The 14433-nt window shown below is 69.9% G+C and carries 17 protein-coding genes; all 17 read left to right on the top strand.

The features are described from left to right. The first annotated feature begins 266 nt into the window (after positions 1–266). The 17 genes from ACPL7H_RS12870 (at position 267) to dprA (ending at position 14315) form a co-directional block, all read left to right on the top strand. Entirely contained in the window at positions 267–626 is a 360-nt protein-coding gene (locus tag ACPL7H_RS12870) for a GntR family transcriptional regulator (protein WP_424797283.1), read from the top strand. Continuing rightward, the gene (locus ACPL7H_RS12865; RefSeq protein ID WP_424797282.1) at positions 623–1501 is read left to right on the top strand and encodes an ATP-binding cassette domain-containing protein; all 879 of its coding nucleotides are present in this window, start codon (positions 623–625) and stop codon (positions 1499–1501) included. The genes ACPL7H_RS12870 and ACPL7H_RS12865 overlap by 4 nt, the downstream gene beginning before the upstream one ends. Next, complete coding sequence (locus ACPL7H_RS12860; protein ID WP_424797281.1) at positions 1498–2217, top strand: hypothetical protein; 720 nt, start codon at positions 1498–1500, stop codon at positions 2215–2217. Before ACPL7H_RS12865 ends, ACPL7H_RS12860 begins: the two co-directional genes overlap by 4 nt. After that, entirely contained in the window at positions 2214–3164 is a 951-nt protein-coding gene (locus ACPL7H_RS12855; protein WP_424797280.1) for an ABC transporter ATP-binding protein, read from the top strand. Before ACPL7H_RS12860 ends, ACPL7H_RS12855 begins: the two co-directional genes overlap by 4 nt. Beyond that, positions 3161–3946 carry an ABC transporter permease gene (locus tag ACPL7H_RS12850; protein WP_424797279.1) on the top strand — a complete coding sequence of 262 codons (786 nt, stop codon included), beginning with the start codon at positions 3161–3163 and terminating at the stop codon, positions 3944–3946. The genes ACPL7H_RS12855 and ACPL7H_RS12850 overlap by 4 nt, the downstream gene beginning before the upstream one ends. A 237-nt stretch (positions 3947–4183) precedes the next feature. Further along, the gene (rpsP, locus tag ACPL7H_RS12845; RefSeq protein WP_424797278.1) at positions 4184–4687 is read left to right on the top strand and encodes a 30S ribosomal protein S16; all 504 of its coding nucleotides are present in this window, start codon (positions 4184–4186) and stop codon (positions 4685–4687) included. Further along, entirely contained in the window at positions 4687–4926 is a 240-nt protein-coding gene (locus tag ACPL7H_RS12840; RefSeq protein ID WP_424788398.1) for an RNA-binding protein, read from the top strand. The genes rpsP and ACPL7H_RS12840 overlap by 1 nt, the downstream gene beginning before the upstream one ends. A 118-nt stretch (positions 4927–5044) precedes the next feature. Next, entirely contained in the window at positions 5045–5572 is a 528-nt protein-coding gene (gene rimM / locus ACPL7H_RS12835) for a ribosome maturation factor RimM (protein WP_424797277.1), read from the top strand. After that, positions 5569–6834: a tRNA (guanosine(37)-N1)-methyltransferase TrmD gene (trmD, locus tag ACPL7H_RS12830; protein ID WP_424797276.1), complete on the top strand. Its 1266-nt coding sequence runs from the start codon at positions 5569–5571 to the stop codon at positions 6832–6834. Before rimM ends, trmD begins: the two co-directional genes overlap by 4 nt. Before the next feature lie 176 nt (positions 6835–7010). Continuing rightward, entirely contained in the window at positions 7011–7370 is a 360-nt protein-coding gene (gene rplS, locus ACPL7H_RS12825; RefSeq protein WP_424788395.1) for a 50S ribosomal protein L19, read from the top strand. Between the two features lie 20 nt (positions 7371–7390). Then, positions 7391–8182 (top strand): signal peptidase I, encoded by a 792-nt coding sequence (gene lepB, locus ACPL7H_RS12820; protein WP_424797275.1) that lies wholly within the window; start codon positions 7391–7393, stop codon positions 8180–8182. A gap of 3 nt (positions 8183–8185) precedes the next feature. Further along, positions 8186–8902 (top strand): ribonuclease HII, encoded by a 717-nt coding sequence (locus ACPL7H_RS12815; protein ID WP_424797274.1) that lies wholly within the window; start codon positions 8186–8188, stop codon positions 8900–8902. Further along, positions 8899–9204: a DUF2469 domain-containing protein gene (locus tag ACPL7H_RS12810; protein WP_424788392.1), complete on the top strand. Its 306-nt coding sequence runs from the start codon at positions 8899–8901 to the stop codon at positions 9202–9204. Before ACPL7H_RS12815 ends, ACPL7H_RS12810 begins: the two co-directional genes overlap by 4 nt. A gap of 93 nt (positions 9205–9297) precedes the next feature. After that, positions 9298–10899, top strand: a complete 1602-nt coding sequence (locus tag ACPL7H_RS12805; RefSeq protein ID WP_424797273.1) for a hypothetical protein — start codon at positions 9298–9300, stop codon at positions 10897–10899. A 94-nt stretch (positions 10900–10993) separates the two neighbouring features. Beyond that, complete coding sequence (locus ACPL7H_RS12800; RefSeq protein ID WP_424797272.1) at positions 10994–11353, top strand: YraN family protein; 360 nt, start codon at positions 10994–10996, stop codon at positions 11351–11353. 204 nt (positions 11354–11557) lie between these two features. Beyond that, positions 11558–13171: a YifB family Mg chelatase-like AAA ATPase gene (locus tag ACPL7H_RS12795; protein WP_424797271.1), complete on the top strand. Its 1614-nt coding sequence runs from the start codon at positions 11558–11560 to the stop codon at positions 13169–13171. After that, positions 13164–14315 (top strand): DNA-processing protein DprA, encoded by a 1152-nt coding sequence (gene dprA, locus ACPL7H_RS12790; protein ID WP_424797270.1) that lies wholly within the window; start codon positions 13164–13166, stop codon positions 14313–14315. Before ACPL7H_RS12795 ends, dprA begins: the two co-directional genes overlap by 8 nt. The last annotated feature ends 118 nt before the right edge of the window (positions 14316–14433 follow it).

Below are 14433 nucleotides of genomic sequence, written 5' to 3'. Positions count from 1 at the left end.
TCATGTCGGCGACGCACTGAGCCTTCCAGCGGCCTGAGGGCCTGCGCCGGTGCGGCGTCGCCCGCCGATTGACCCCGGCACTGCCCTGTCGCTGCGCCCCTCGTGCCCCGTTGGGCGCAACTGCGCTCCCGATGCGCCCCTTCGGCCCGACATCGCCTCGCCGGTGCGCCGCCGCGCCCTGGTGTCAGCGGGACGAGGCCCATGGATGGATTGACAGGTCTTCGGTCCTATGGTTCATTAGTGCAGTAATGAACTAGGGAGGTGGCATGTTCGACGGTCCTGAGCCGATCTACGTGCAGATCGCCGATCAGATTCGCGCCGACATCATCGGCGGCCGGCTGGCCGCCGGCGACCAGGTCATGTCGACCACGCAGTACGCCACCACCTACCGGATCAACCCGGCCACCGCCGCAAAAGCCTTCACCGAACTGGTGGCCGAAGGGATTCTCTACAAGCAACGAGGAGTGGGCATGTTCGTCGCCGAGGGGGCTCCGCAGAGGTTGCGGGCCCAGCGCCGCGAAGCGTTCTTCACCGACTGGATGGACCCGGTTCTGCGGGAGGCGCGGATGCTGGGCATCGACACCGCCGACCTCCTCGCCTACATCCGGAAGGGAGGCCGGCAGTGAGCGGGCTGAGCATCAGCACCGAGCAACTTGGTGTCCGGTTCAAGGACACCCAGGCCCTACAGGACGTCAGTGTGCAGTTCGACGCGGGTGCGATCCACGGACTGCTCGGACGCAACGGCTCCGGCAAGACCACGCTGCTGTCGACGATCGCGGCACTGCGCCGGCCCACCACCGGTGCCGTGTTGGTGGGCGGCGAGGATCCGTTCGAGAACGAACGGATCATGGGCGACATCTGCATGATCCGCGAGAGCGGCGATGTGCTCACCGACGAGAAGGTGCGCACCAACCTGGACTACTTCGCCGACGTGCGCAGGTACTGGGACGCCGACTACGCCGGGGAGTTGCTGGAGGCCTTCGAACTCTCGCCCAAGAAGCGCCCGGACAAGCTCTCCCGGGGCCAGCGATCGGCCCTCGGGGTGGTGCTGGGTCTGGCCAGCCGGTCACCGGTGACCCTGTTCGACGAGGTGCACCTGGGTATGGACGCCCCGTCCCGGTACCGGTTCTACGACCTGCTCCTGGCCGACTACGTCGAGAACCCCCGCACGATCGTGCTCTCCAGCCACCTGATCAGCGAGATCGAGCAACTATTCGCCGGCGTCACGATCCTGCACTCCGGGCGCGTGCTACTCAATGCCGACGCCGAGGACCTGCGGGCTCGCGGAGCCAGCCTCACCGGCGCCGCCGAGGCCATCACCGACCTGACCGCCGGGCTACAGGTGCTGTCCACCCAGACGCTGGGCCCGACCCAGCAGACGACTGTGTTCGGCGAACTCGATCCCGACCTTCGCCGGCGGGCCAAGGACTCCGGTGTCGAGATCGGCCCGGTCCCGCTGCAGGACCTGTTCGTCCATCTCACCTCCGGGGAGAACCGATGACCACCACCACCCGTGTCCGACCGAATTGGATCGTGGCCACCAGGACCCTGATCGGGGCGCACCTGCGTGTGGCCGTGTGGCTCTGGGGGGCCCTGGTACTGCTGCTCATCGCCGCGCACATCCTGATGAGCGGGATCATCCCGACCCGGGTGCTGGTTGCGCCGTACGGCACCCACGCCTCCACCTGGTTCGCCTTCTCCCTCGCGCTCATCTTCGTGCTGGCCTACCTGCCGGTGCACGTGCTGTCCGGGATGACCAGGAGGGCCTTCATCCGGGCGAACGTGCTCACCGCGCTCATCATGGGGGTGCTCTACGGCGCAGCGTTGTACCTGCTCGCCGTCCTGGAGTCGCTGGTATTCCCCGACGCGGCGATGCTGCTCGATGACGGGCCGATGCTCGGTTCGGGCGCCACCTGGGGGATGTTCGTGGGTCAGTGGTTGCTGTCCACCACGGCGATCATCTGCGGCCTGCTGGTGGCGATGGCCTACTACCGCACCAGCGCGCTGCTGGGCACCGTGCTGCTCATCCCCACCGTCGGCCCCGTGCTCGTGGTGATCGCGCTGACCGCGAGCGATGCGCCGATCCAGGCGTGGCTCGGTCTGCCCACCGGGGCCGGATGGGCGGTGGCCTTCGCCCTCATCGTCATCGCTACCGGCGCTTTCGCTTTCCATCTCGTTACCCGCAACGTTCCCATCAACTCCGTGGAGTCATCATGACGATCACCACCCAACCGGTCATCGAGATCACTGGCCTGCGCAAGACCTACGGCGACACCGTCGCCGTCGACAACGTCAGCCTGCAGGTCCAGCCCGGAGAGATCTTCGGCGTGCTGGGCCCCAACGGCGCCGGCAAGACCACCACCGTGGAATGCCTCGCCGGGCTGCGTACCGCCGACGCCGGGACCGTGCGCATCCTCGGCCGCGACCCCCAACGCGACCCGGCCTCGGTTCGGGAGGTGCTGGGGATCCAACTGCAATCCTCCCGGCTGCCGGCCAAGATCACCGTCGCAGAGGCACTTCGGCTGTACGCCTCCTTCTACGCCGATCCCGCCGATGCCGACGAACTGCTGACACTGCTGGGTCTGCACGACAAGCGGCACACCAAGTTCGAGGCACTCTCAGGTGGGCAGCAGCAACGTCTGTCCATTGCCCTGGCCCTGATCGGCAACCCTCACGTGGCGATCCTGGACGAACTGACCACCGGCCTGGACCCCCAGGCCCGCCGGGACACCTGGAAACTGGTCGAGCAGGTCCGCTCCCGCGGCGTGACGATCGTGCTGGTCACCCATTTCATGGAGGAGGCCGAACGGCTCTGTGACCGGCTGGCGATCATCGACCGTGGCCGGATCGTCGCCGAGGGTGCCCCGGCCGCCCTCATCGCCGACCTGGAGGAGGAGCGGACCTTCCGGATGCGACTGTCCGAGGCACTCGATGAGCAGGTGCTGCACAACCTTGCCGACGTGGACCAGGTGCGCCACGTGGGTCACGAGATCGAGGTCAGCGGCTCCCGCACGGTGCTGCCCTCCACCCTGCTCGCCCTGGCCGAACTCGACATCGTCCCCGACGAGATCCGCACCCTGAACCGTTCCCTGGAGGACGTGTTCGTGGCAACCACCGGCCGCGAACTGTCCGTCGTCGATGCCGACTCGGAGGTCTCCGCATGACTGCCACCACCACCCGTCCACCTGTCCCGCGCGGTCTGGGCCAACTCACCCGCACCGAAGCCCGGCTGTTCAGCCGCGACTTCGGCTCGGTCTTCTTCGCCCTGATCTTCCCTACCGTCCTGCTTGTGGGCATGAGCCTGGTCATTCCAGGCATGCGCACCGAGGTGGAGGGGGTCGGGCCGCCCTGGGACGGGTTGCAGGTCATCCACGTCTTCACCCCAGCCCTGGTCAGCGTCGCGATCGCCACCGTCGGGCTCACCACGTTGCCGGCCTATCTGGCCGGCTACCGGGAACAGGGCATCTTCCGCCGGCTGGCCACCACCCCGATGCGCCCGGCAGGGGTGCTGTACGCGCACATGGTGATCAGCATCGTCACGCTGTTGATCGCCGCGGCGCTGGCGGTAGTTGTGGGCGTGCTCGCCTTCGACGTGCCCCTCCCGTCCCAGCCGCTGGTGCTGGCCGCAGCGTTCCTGCTGGGCGCCGGGACGATGCTCGCGATCGGGCTGGTGATCGGAGGGCTCGCCCCGAAGGCCAGCACAGCTTCCGGAATCGGGATGCTGACGTACTTCCCCATGCTGTTCTTCGCCGGGCTGTGGACCCCGGGGCCGATGATGCCCGACACGCTGCAGACCATCGCTACCTACACCCCGCTGGGTGCGGCGAGCCAGGCGCTGTCGGAGGCGTGGTTCGGCACCGGCACCCCGTGGCTGCAGCTGGGAGTCATGGGTGCCTATACGGTGGTGTTCTTCACCGTCGGTGCCCGCACCTTCCGCTGGTCCTGACGGCGGCCCCGCCCGGTCCCGACCGGACCGGGCGGCGTGGTGTGGCGTGTATCCCATCACAGCGGGCGTACGGCTGTGGCCCGGTGCTGCCGCGATCTGGCACAATGGCCCGCTGTACCCATCGTGGTGCCCGGCCCTCTCTCCGCGCACCGTGATGTGTCCCGGGTGACCTGCCCGCCCTTGTCCCTACAGGGTGTGCCGGGAGCCCTCCCAAACACTCGAGGAGTAACCACCAACGTGGCCGTCAAGATCCGTTTGAAGCGCCTGGGCAAGATCCGGGCGCCCTACTACCGCATCGTCGTCGCCGACTCCCGCACCAAGCGTGATGGCCGGGTGATCGAAGAGATCGGCAAGTACCACCCCACCGAGGAGCCGTCCGTCATCGACGTCGACTCCGAGCGGGCCAAGTACTGGCTGGGGGTGGGCGCACAGCCCACCGAGCAGGTGCTCGCACTGTTGAAGGTGACCGGCGACTGGCAGAGTTTCAAGGGTCTGCCCGGCGCCGAGGGCACTCTGCGGACCAAGGAGGGCGGTGCCGACGCCGCCGAGGCGATCAAGGCCGCCGAGGCCGACGCCGAACTGCGCAAGGCGCAGGCGGCCAAGGCGAAGGAAGACGCCGCTCAGGCTGCCGAGGAATCTGCTGAGAAGCCCGCCGAGGACGCGAGCGCTGCGCAGGAGCCGGCTGAGGCCGACGACGCAGCCGCCGACGGCAGCGGCGAGGAGCCGGAGGCGCAAGCCTGATGCTGGCCGATGCGCTCGAGCACCTGGTGCGCGGCATCGTGGACAACCCTGACGATGTCCGGGTCGACACCAAGACGCTGCGCCGCGGTGACCTGCTCGAGGTACGGGTGAACCCCGCCGATCTCGGGCGTGTGATCGGGCGCTCCGGTCGCACCGCCCGGGCCCTGCGAACCGTGATCGGCGCACTGGCCACCGATGGCCCGGTTCGCGTGGACGTCGTGGACGTGGACCGACGCTGAACCGGTCCGAGCTTCGCAGCCACCCAGCCCCTCGGGGCCGGGTGGCTGCGTCGTGTCGACGCCGAGCGGATACCGGCCGGGTGTGTACCGGAGGAGGCGGGTACGCCATGATCGGGGAGTGACCGGCGAGGATCAGGAACTGCTGCGGGTGGCGACCATCGGTCCCCCCCACGGCCTGCGTGGCGACGTCCGACTGCAGGTGCACACCGACGATCCGGAGGCTCGGCTCGCGACCGGTACCGAGATCGTGACCGACCCGCCCGAGGCCGGCCCGCTGGCCGTGGCGCACCTGTACCTGCACCGCGGCCGGTACCACGCCCGCTTCACCGGACACACCGACCGCGACGCCGCGCAGGCGCTGCGCGGAGTGAGCCTGCTCGCCCCTCCCGTGCACGAACCGGACGCGTGGTACCCCCACCAGTTGCGCGGGCTGGTCGCCCGCACCCCGGCTGGCCTGGACCTGGGCAGCATCGAGGACGTGCAGCACATGCCGGCCCATGACGTGCTGGTGCTGCGCACCACCGCCGGGGAGCAGGTGCTCGTGCCGTTCGTGTCCCAGATCGTGCCCGAGGTGGATGTGGACGCCGGCACGGTGACGATCGACCCGCCCGGTGGGCTCCTGTCCGATGAGGAGCAGCAGGCGTGACCGGGCGGATCGATGTGGTGAGCATCTTTCCCCAGTACCTCGACCCGCTCGACCTATCCCTGGTGGGTAAGGCACGCCGGGACGGGCTGCTGAACATCTCCGTGCATGATCTGCGTGACTGGACCACCGACGCTCACCGCACCGTCGATGACGCTCCCTTCGGTGGCGGCGCCGGAATGGTGATGCGCCCCGACGTCTGGGGTCGTGCGCTCGATGAGGTGTTCAGCCAGGGCCAGCATCATGTCCGCACCCTGGTGCTGCCCTCCCCGGCAGGGGAACCGCTGACCCAGACCACCGCTGAGGAACTGGCGCTGATGGTCGCCGCCGGGGCCCAGTTGGTCCTCGCGTGCGGGCGGTATGAGGGCATCGACGCCCGGGTGGCCCACCACTACCAGGCCGGCGAGCAGATCGAGGTTCGCGAGATCTCCGTCGGAGATTACGTGCTGAACGGAGGCGAGGCCGCGGCCCTGGTGATCATCGAGGCGCTGGCACGCCTGCTACCCGGGGTGGTCGGCAACCCCGAGTCCCTGGTGGAGGAGTCCCATGGCAGCGGTGGCCTGCTGGAGTATCCGGTCTACACCAGGCCCACCTACTGGCGTGACCAGGAGGTGCCCGAGGTGCTGCGCTCGGGTGATCACGATCGGATCCGCCGCTGGCGCCGTGCCCGCGCACTGCAACGCACCGCCCAGCGCCGCCCCGACCTGCTGGAGGCCGCTGGGACGGTGCAGGTCCGCCCCGCGAAGGCCGCTGACGTCGAGGAACTGGCCGAGGTAGCCGCGGTCACCTTCCCGCTGGCCTGCCCAGCCCACATCGCCCCCGACGACGTGCAGACCTTCGTCGACACCAACCTCAATCCCCAGCGACTGCGCGCCTATCTGCGCAGCCGGGAGCACACGATCCTGCTGGCGACCCTGGGCGGGGCCATCGTGGGCTACACGCTGTTGGGCTATCAGGAGCCGAGCTCGGAGGACGTCCGCGCTGTGGTCCGGGCCCGGCCGTGCGCGGAGTTGAGCAAGATCTACGTCCTGCCCGAGCACCACCGGCGAGGCGTCGGCGCGGCCCTGGTCCGTGCGGCGATCGCGGAGGCCGGGCGCCGCCCGGTCGACTCGGTCTGGCTCGGGGTGAGCCAACTCAACGAACGTGCGCAGCAGTTCTACCGCAGCCAGGGATTCACCCGGGTGGGGGAGCGCACGTTCAACGTCGGCTCCAGCATCGAGTCCGACTTCGTGATGGAACTCACCCTGGGTCCAACATCGGCCTGATTCTCTCCGATCGTCCTGGTGTGGCAGAATATGCCGAGGTCACCACCCTCCACGCCTCTGCCGCAGGGGAGCGCGTGCCCGTATGAGCGTTGGGTGACCACCGACCACTACTTCGACGGCGGCGCCCGCCGCCCGTATCAGCGCGAGTGACCTGTGGCACAGCGGAAAGGCTCAGCATGAACATCCTGGACGAAGTCGACGCAGCATCGCTGCGCACCGACGTGCCCGAGTTCCGCGCCGGTGACACCGTGCGTGTACACGTGAAGGTCATCGAGGGGAGCCGTTCGCGGATCCAGGTGTTCCAGGGTGCCGTGATCGCCCGGAGCGGTGGCGGCGTGCGCGAGACCTTCACCGTGCGCAAGGCCAGTTTCGGCGTGGGCGTGGAGCGGACCTTCCCGCTGCACTCACCGACCGTGGACCACATCGACGTCGTCAGCCGTGGTGCGGTTCGCCGGGCGAAGTTGTACTACCTGCGCGACCGTCAGGGCAAGGCCACCCGGATTCGCGAGCGTCGCGAGACCACTCCGGCCAACTGACCGGCATCGGCCGGTAGCAGGTGACCGATCAGCCCCGGAGCGGGGCCGGCAGCGCGAACGACGACGACACCCCGGCGCCCGCTTCCGAGGCGACCACATCCACCGTCGGAGCAGCCCGGGGCGACTCGCCCCGCCGGCGTCGCAAGCGGGGGCCGTTCGCCACGTTCCTGCGCGAGACCACCATCGTGGTGGTGACCGCACTGGTGCTGTCGTTCGTCATCAAGACCTTCTTCGCCCAGGCCTTCTTCATCCCGAGCGTGTCCATGCAGGACACCCTGGACGTGGGGGACCGGCTGGTGGTGAATAAGTTGGTCCCCGCCGTCAGTGACATCGAGCGGGGCGATGTGGTCGTGTTCGTCGACCCCGGTGGCTGGCTGCGCGATACCCCCGCGCCCGAGCCCACGGTCTGGCAGCAAGCCCTGATCTTCGTCGGGATCCTGCCCCAGCACGCCGATGAGCATGTGATCAAACGCGTGATCGGCCTGCCCGGCGATGAGGTCGTCTGCTGCGACGAGCAGGGCCGGGTGAGCGTCAACGGTGAGTCGATCGACGAGGCGCCCTACCTGGCCACCGGGGTCGCACCCAGCCAGGATGAGTTCGACGTCGTCGTCCCGGCCGAGCATCTGTGGCTGATGGGCGACAACCGCGCCCAGTCGGCCGACTCCCGTTACCACGGTGGGGCCGCGGGTGGCGGATTCGTCCCGGTTGATCAGGTCACCGGCCGTGCCTTCGTGATCGTGTGGCCGCTGGACCGGCTCACCTGGCTGTCCGGGGGCGAGGACGTTTTCGTCGGTGTGCCCGACCCCGCCTGAACGATGAGTGCCGCCCACCGCCCAAAACGCCGCAGCAGGACGCGCCCACCGGGCCGGCATGTCGAGCGCGACCTGATCGACTCCGGTCACGAGCTGGTCGCCGGCATGGACGAGGTGGGCCGTGGTGCACTGGCCGGGCCGGTCAGCGTGGGCGTGGTCGTGGTGCGCAGGGATACCGGCCGCATCCCGGCCGGTCTGCGCGACTCGAAATTGCTGCGCCCCCAGGTCCGGCAGTCCTTGTGCGCACCGATCCGCCGATGGGCGTACGCCAGTTCTGTCGGTCACGCCAGTCCCGCCGAGATCGACGTGTGGGGGATCATCGGGGCACTGCGGATCGCCGGGCAACGTGCCCTGACGGCGCTGACCGAGCAGGACGCAGCGCCGTCGGCGGTGATCCTGGACGGTCATCATGACTGGCTCACCCCGCCCCGGGGGATGGTCGTGGAGGCGCCGGCGCCGCAGGTGACCACCCGCATCAAGGCCGATCTGACGTGCGCATGCGTGGCCGCGGCGAGCGTCCTGGCCAAGTGTGAGCGCGATGACGCGATGACCGCCCTGCACCCGGACCACCCGGAGTTCGGGTGGGCCGAGAACAAGGGGTACGCCGCCCCGGAGCACCTGCGTGCGCTCCGGGAGCGCGGGCCGACCCCCTGGCACCGGCGCAGTTGGGCGTTGCCCGGCACAACAGTGGCGCTCGAGCAGGGCATGATGGACCTGTGAGTGCCGACGACTTGGAGAGTTATGAGACCGACGCCGAACTCGCGCTGTACCGCGAGTACCGCGACGTGGTCGGGTTGTTCTCCTATGTGGTGGAGACCGAGCGCCGCTTCTACCTGGCCAACCACGTGGACCTACAGGTCCGTTCGGCCGGCGGTGAGGTGTTCTTCGAGTTGACCCTCGGAGACGCCTGGGTCTGGGACGTGTACCGCTCGGCCAGGTTCGTCAAGTCCGTACGGGTGGTGACCTTCAAGGACGTCAACGTGGAGGAACTGGCCAAACCGGACCTGGAACTGCCCGGCTGAGCACCCACCACCCCGCCGCGAGCACGGGCAGCAGAACCTGCCCGGCGCCGTCGGGCACACCTGTCAACGCAGACTTCGAGAAAGGGACCGGACGTGGTCCAGGACAAGGATGGGCAGCGCCGGACGATAGCGCTGCTGGGCAGTAGCGGGGGGAACCTGCGCAGCCACGGCGGCCACGACGCGGCCGGGATGATCGCCGATGTCCGGCGTCAGGTACACGCCGCCGGCTTCGAACTGACGCACGTGCAGGTCGTCTCGGCGCAGACCTCGATGCACAGCGCCGCGGAGGAAACCCCGGCGGAACTGTTCGCCCTGGTCGACGGTCGGGTCACGGTCACCGCCCGCGGCACCCTGGCGGAGGTGAACCGGGCCGCAGCGGCACTCGACGCCGAGATCGCCGAGCAGGTGCGCGCGGGCGCAGTCGACGGGTTGATCCTGATGAGTGCGGACCCGACCGGCACGAACGCTGCCACGGTGGCCGCCGGCGTCGAGCAAGGCCTCCCGGCCGCCGGAACCGGGGGGACCTCGATCGCCACCGCACAGCAGATGGGGTTGAACGTCGTCGGCGCCTCGGGCACCACCGGCACCACCTCCACCACCCGTGCGGTGGCCTACGTCTCCGCCCTGGCCCGGTACTGGAAGGTTCGGTACCGCCCCGCGCTGGGCGGCGGTGGCAGCCAGTCGGGACACACACGTGAGGCCGCGTGGCGCCGGATCAGCATCCGCGGCATTATGGTCGGCTCCATCCCGGCCTTCATCGCCCTGGCGCTGGTGCTGGCGGTGAGCAAGATCCCGCCGCTGGCCGGGTTGTCCGATGTGTTCGACGTGCTGATGGCCGGTCTTCCGGTGGTCATCGCGGCGGTCGCGGCGCGCAAGATATCCGGGCTCGATGAGGTGGGCCTGGTGGCCGGTGCGATCGCCGGAATCCTGGCCGCCGAGGGCGGCATCCTGGGCGGGCTGGCCGGCGGGATCCTGTCCGGGCTGCTGGCGGCATGGCTGATCGGAAAGACCCTGGCCTGGCGCTTCCCGGCCACCACCGCCAACATCGCCACCGGTGCGGTCGCGGGAGTGGTACCGGGACTGATCGTGTACTACCTGTTGGCGCCGGTCACGAACTGGCTGGGCCTGGCCGTCAAGGACGGCATCGAGGCGGCCCTGGTGTTCAGTCCGATCCTGGCCGGGGCACTGGCCGGCGCGGTGATCTGGTTCGCGATCATCGGCGGGGTCTACCACGCGGTGATCCTGCCGCTGGTGCTGCTGGAGATGGGGCAGAAGGGCCACAGCTTCTTCGGTGCCATCGACATGGTCGCTCTGGTCATGGTCAGCCTGGGCATCACCCTGGCCAACGTGATCAAGCCCCGCACCAGCGGTGAGCGGGCGCTCGCCGGATCCGGTGCGCCGGTGAACTTCTTCTTCGGGACCTTCGTCGAGGCGGCTTATCCGTTCATGTTCGGCGATAGGCGCGTCTTCGCCGCCGCTGTCGGCGCGGCGACCGTCGGCGGTGCGGTGGTGGGTGCCTTCGGGGTCGAGGCCACCGCATACGTCCCGGCCTTCGTCGCTCCGTTCATCGCCACCAGCGCGGTCGGGATGGTGATCTCGATGCTCACCTCGATGTCCCTGGCCTTCGTGCTCACGTATCTGATCAACCTTCGCGCGATCCGCACGTCGCGGCGGAGCGAGGCCGTGCCGGTCTGAGCCGTCCACAGCCCGAGGCGCTGTCCACACGTGCGCCCGGGGCCTCCGTGCTCACCTCCCCCGGCGGGCACGCTGGGCAGTGGAGGTGGTGGCTGTGTCCGCTCACAACCAGCAGATCGGGGCACGTGGCGAGCACGTGGCCGCCGGGTGGTTGCGCAACCACGGCATGCGGGTGCTGGCCACGAACTGGCGTTGCCCGGCCGGCGAGATCGACATCGTCGCCCAGGACGGGTCCACCCTGGTGGTGGTGGAGGTCAAGACCCGCACCTCGACCCGGTTCGGAAGCCCGGCCGAGGCGGTAGCCGGGGTGAAACTGCGGCGTCTGCGGCGCCTCGCCGCCGCGTTCCTGGCCCAGTGCCCGTCCTATTTCCCGGCGGTGCGCATCGATGTGATCGCGGTGCTGCTGCCACCCGGGGGAGGGGCGCTGGTCAGGCACCTGCGCTCGGTCGGCTGACCAGGTCCGCGCAATGGACGTCCGGCCCTGCGCGCCTCGACGCGGAGCCGTGTCGGCGGTGCGCGCCAGCGCCGGCGCGCCGTCGAGCCGCAGAGCACCTATTCACAGTGCAACGGCGTCGTAGCGTCCGTCCACAACCCTTGTGCTCGGGCCCCCACCGCTCTGGCTCCGGCGGGCAGCCTGCAACGTGGAGGTGGTGGAGATGTGCAGCAGGATCCGGAGCACCGGTCCCGGGATGAGCAGGCAGGAGGCCGGGTGATGGGCCTGGGGCGCACCTGGGCGGTAGCCCTGGTGGGGATGCGCGGGGTGCTGGTGGAGGTGCAGTCCGACGCCGGGTCCGGCATCCCCGAGGCCACCATCGTGGGGTCGGTGAGCACCGCGATGAAGGAGGCCAAACACCGGGTGAAGGTCGCGCTGAAGCACTCCGGGATGCGGTGGCCGGACAAGAAGGTCGTGGTGAACCTGTCCCCGGCAGATGTGCCCAAGCGTGGCTCGGTCTTCGACCTGGCGCTGGCCACCTCGATCCTGTGCGCGGACCGGCAGATCGAAGCGCCGCTGGCCGAACGGACGGTGCACTTGGGTGAACTGGGTCTGGACGGCCGTGTGCAACCGGCCCGCGGAGTCCTGCCCGCCGTCCATGCGGCGGTACGGGCCGGCTACCCCCACGTGGTGGTCCCACAGGCCAACGCCGCCGAGGCAGCCCTGGTCCATGGCGCACAGGTCACCGGGGTCGGCCACCTGATCGACGTGGTCCGCCACTACGGCGTGCCGATCGACCCCGACCTGGAAGAACAGATCCGCAGCAGCGCTCCGGCGCAACCGCTCCAAACGCCCCATGCGGCCCACTCGGGCCCCGACGCCGATCTGGGTGACGTGCTCGCTCAGCACCAAGCCCGGCACGCCCTGGAAGTGGCGGCCGCCGGCGGTTACCACCTGCTCATGGAGGGCCCGCCCGGTACCGGTAAGACCATGCTGGCGGCACGGCTGCCCGGGCTGTTGCCGGACCTGGGGGATGCCGACGCCCTGGAGGTCACCTCGATCCACTCCCTGTGCGGGACGTTCAGCCCCGAGGCAGGCCTGATCCGGCGGCCACCGTTCGAGAGCCCGCACCACACCGCCAGCGCGCCGGCGATCGTCGGCGGGGGCAGCGGGACACCCCGGCCGGGGTCGATCTCCCGAGCCCACTGCGGCGTGCTGTTCCTGGATGAGGCCCCGGAGTTTCCTACGCGGGTGCTGGAGACGCTGCGCCAACCCCTGGAGGCCGGTTACGTGAGCCTGGACCGTTCCGGCGCACACACCTCCTACCCGGCCCGGTTCCAACTGGTCCTGGCGGCCAACCCGTGCCCGTGCGGGCATGCGGGCAGCCCGCACAGCAGGTGCACCTGCACCCCGCAGATGCTGCGCCGCTACCGGTCCAGGCTCTCCGGTCCGGTGCTGGACCGGGTCGACATCCAGATCGGGGTGGAACCGCTGTCCCAGGCCGAACTCGCCACCGCCGCCGCCGGGGAGAACACCGAGACGGTCCGTGCGCGGGTACTCCGGGCTCGTGAGCGCACCAGGTCCCGGCTGGAAGGAACCGGCTGGACCACCTACCGGCAGGCCCCGGGCCGGTGGGTTCGTGAGCGCACCGCCGCAGCCGGGCGCCGGTTGACCCGGGATCTGGACCGCGCCCGGGACCGCCGCCAGATCACCATGCGCGGCTATGACCGGGTGCTGCGCCTGGCCTGGACGCTGGCCGACCTGGCCGGGCGGGACCAGGTGTGTACCGAGGACATCGCCACCGCCTTCACCCTGCGGACCCGGGAGCGTCATGGCTGAACAGCGCCCACCCTTCGACATCACCGACGAGCGACTGGCGCTGGCCGCCTGGAGCCGCATCGCCGAGTCCGACGACGCCGCAGCCCGCCCGCTGCTGGCCGGCGCCGGCGCCGGAGCGGCACTGGACTGGCTCTACCGCGGGGCCCGGGGCGCTCCGCCCGGCTTGCGGCCCTCACGGGTCTGGGTCACCGCCGCACAGCGGTGGTCGCCCCGGTTGCACAACCTCGATCCGCGCCGGGAGTTGGAGGTGATCGCCCGCCGGGGCGGACGGCTGCTGGTGCCGGGTGAGGAGTCCTGGCCCGTAGCCGTCGATGACCTGCCCGACCCGCCGTGGTGCCTGTGGATGGTCGGCAGTGCTTGTCCGGCCCGGCTGGCCCGGAGTTCGGTGGCGATCGTGGGTGCGCGGGCGTGCACCGACTACGGGCAGCGAGTCGCCCAGGACCTGGCCTACGAGGTGGGCGGGCACGGCGTGACGATCACCTCCGGGGGAGCCTTCGGCATCGACGCCGCGGCCCACCAGGCGGCACTGGCCGCCGATGCGCCCGTACTGGCAGTGATGGCGGGCGGACTCGACAGGTTCTACCCGAGCGCGAACACCGATCTGTTGCGCCGGGTGGCCGCTTCGGGGGTCGTCCTCGCCGAGGTTCCACCGGGCACCGCCCCGATGCGCTCACGGTTCCTGCGGCGGAACCGACTGATCGCCGCCCTGGGGAAGGGCACCGTGGTGGTGGAGGCGGGGTGGCGCTCGGGTGCGCTGAGCACCGCGCGGGCCGCCAATGACCTGATGCGGCCGGTGGGCGCGGTCCCGGGCCCGGTGACCTCAGCCACCTCGGCCGGCTGCCACCGGTTGATCCGCGAGGCCGAGGCGGTGCTGATCACCGGGGCGCAGGAGGTGCTGGAACTGATCAGACCGGTGGGCACCGTGGACGAGCACGAGCCGGCGGTGCAGCCGGGCCTCCTTGATGATCTGAGCCCGGACCAGGCCAAGGTGCTCGATGCACTCCCGGCTCGAGCCGGCGCCGGATTCGATCCTCTGGTGCGTGCCAGCGGGCTCGCCCCGGCCCAGGTCAGTGCCGCGCTGGGGATGCTCGAACTGGGCGGACGGGTCCACCGGTCCGGGGCGACCTGGAGGCGTAACCGCTGAGCACCTGTTCCCGCTGCTGCAGCCGTGAGTGTGGCCGGTCTCACCGCACCTGAGGAGAACCTGAGGTGTCCTTGAGCCCGGACTGGGGGCGTGCTGAGGGGCCGCTCGTAGTGTCAGG

Source organism: Pseudactinotalea sp. Z1732, assembly GCF_049724975.1.
Taxonomy (GTDB): Bacteria; Actinomycetota; Actinomycetes; order Actinomycetales; family Beutenbergiaceae; genus CALKWS01.
Note: the sequence above shows the minus strand (reverse complement) of the source record. Positions and strands in the feature narration are given on the sequence as shown.

Excerpts from the sequence above, each read along its gene's own strand:
- ACPL7H_RS12870 (WP_424797283.1), top strand. The coding sequence starts at position 267 with ATGTTCGACGGTCCTGAGCCGATCTACGTGCAGATCGCCGATCAGATT.
- ACPL7H_RS12860 (WP_424797281.1), top strand. The coding sequence starts at position 1,498 with ATGACCACCACCACCCGTGTCCGACCGAATTGGATCGTGGCCACCAGG.
- ACPL7H_RS12855 (WP_424797280.1), top strand. The coding sequence starts at position 2,214 with ATGACGATCACCACCCAACCGGTCATCGAGATCACTGGCCTGCGCAAG.
- ACPL7H_RS12850 (WP_424797279.1), top strand. The coding sequence starts at position 3,161 with ATGACTGCCACCACCACCCGTCCACCTGTCCCGCGCGGTCTGGGCCAA.
- ACPL7H_RS12840 (WP_424788398.1), top strand. The coding sequence starts at position 4,687 with ATGCTGGCCGATGCGCTCGAGCACCTGGTGCGCGGCATCGTGGACAAC.
- rplS (WP_424788395.1), top strand. The coding sequence starts at position 7,011 with ATGAACATCCTGGACGAAGTCGACGCAGCATCGCTGCGCACCGACGTG.
- ACPL7H_RS12815 (WP_424797274.1), top strand. The coding sequence starts at position 8,186 with ATGAGTGCCGCCCACCGCCCAAAACGCCGCAGCAGGACGCGCCCACCG.
- dprA (WP_424797270.1), top strand. The coding sequence starts at position 13,164 with ATGGCTGAACAGCGCCCACCCTTCGACATCACCGACGAGCGACTGGCG.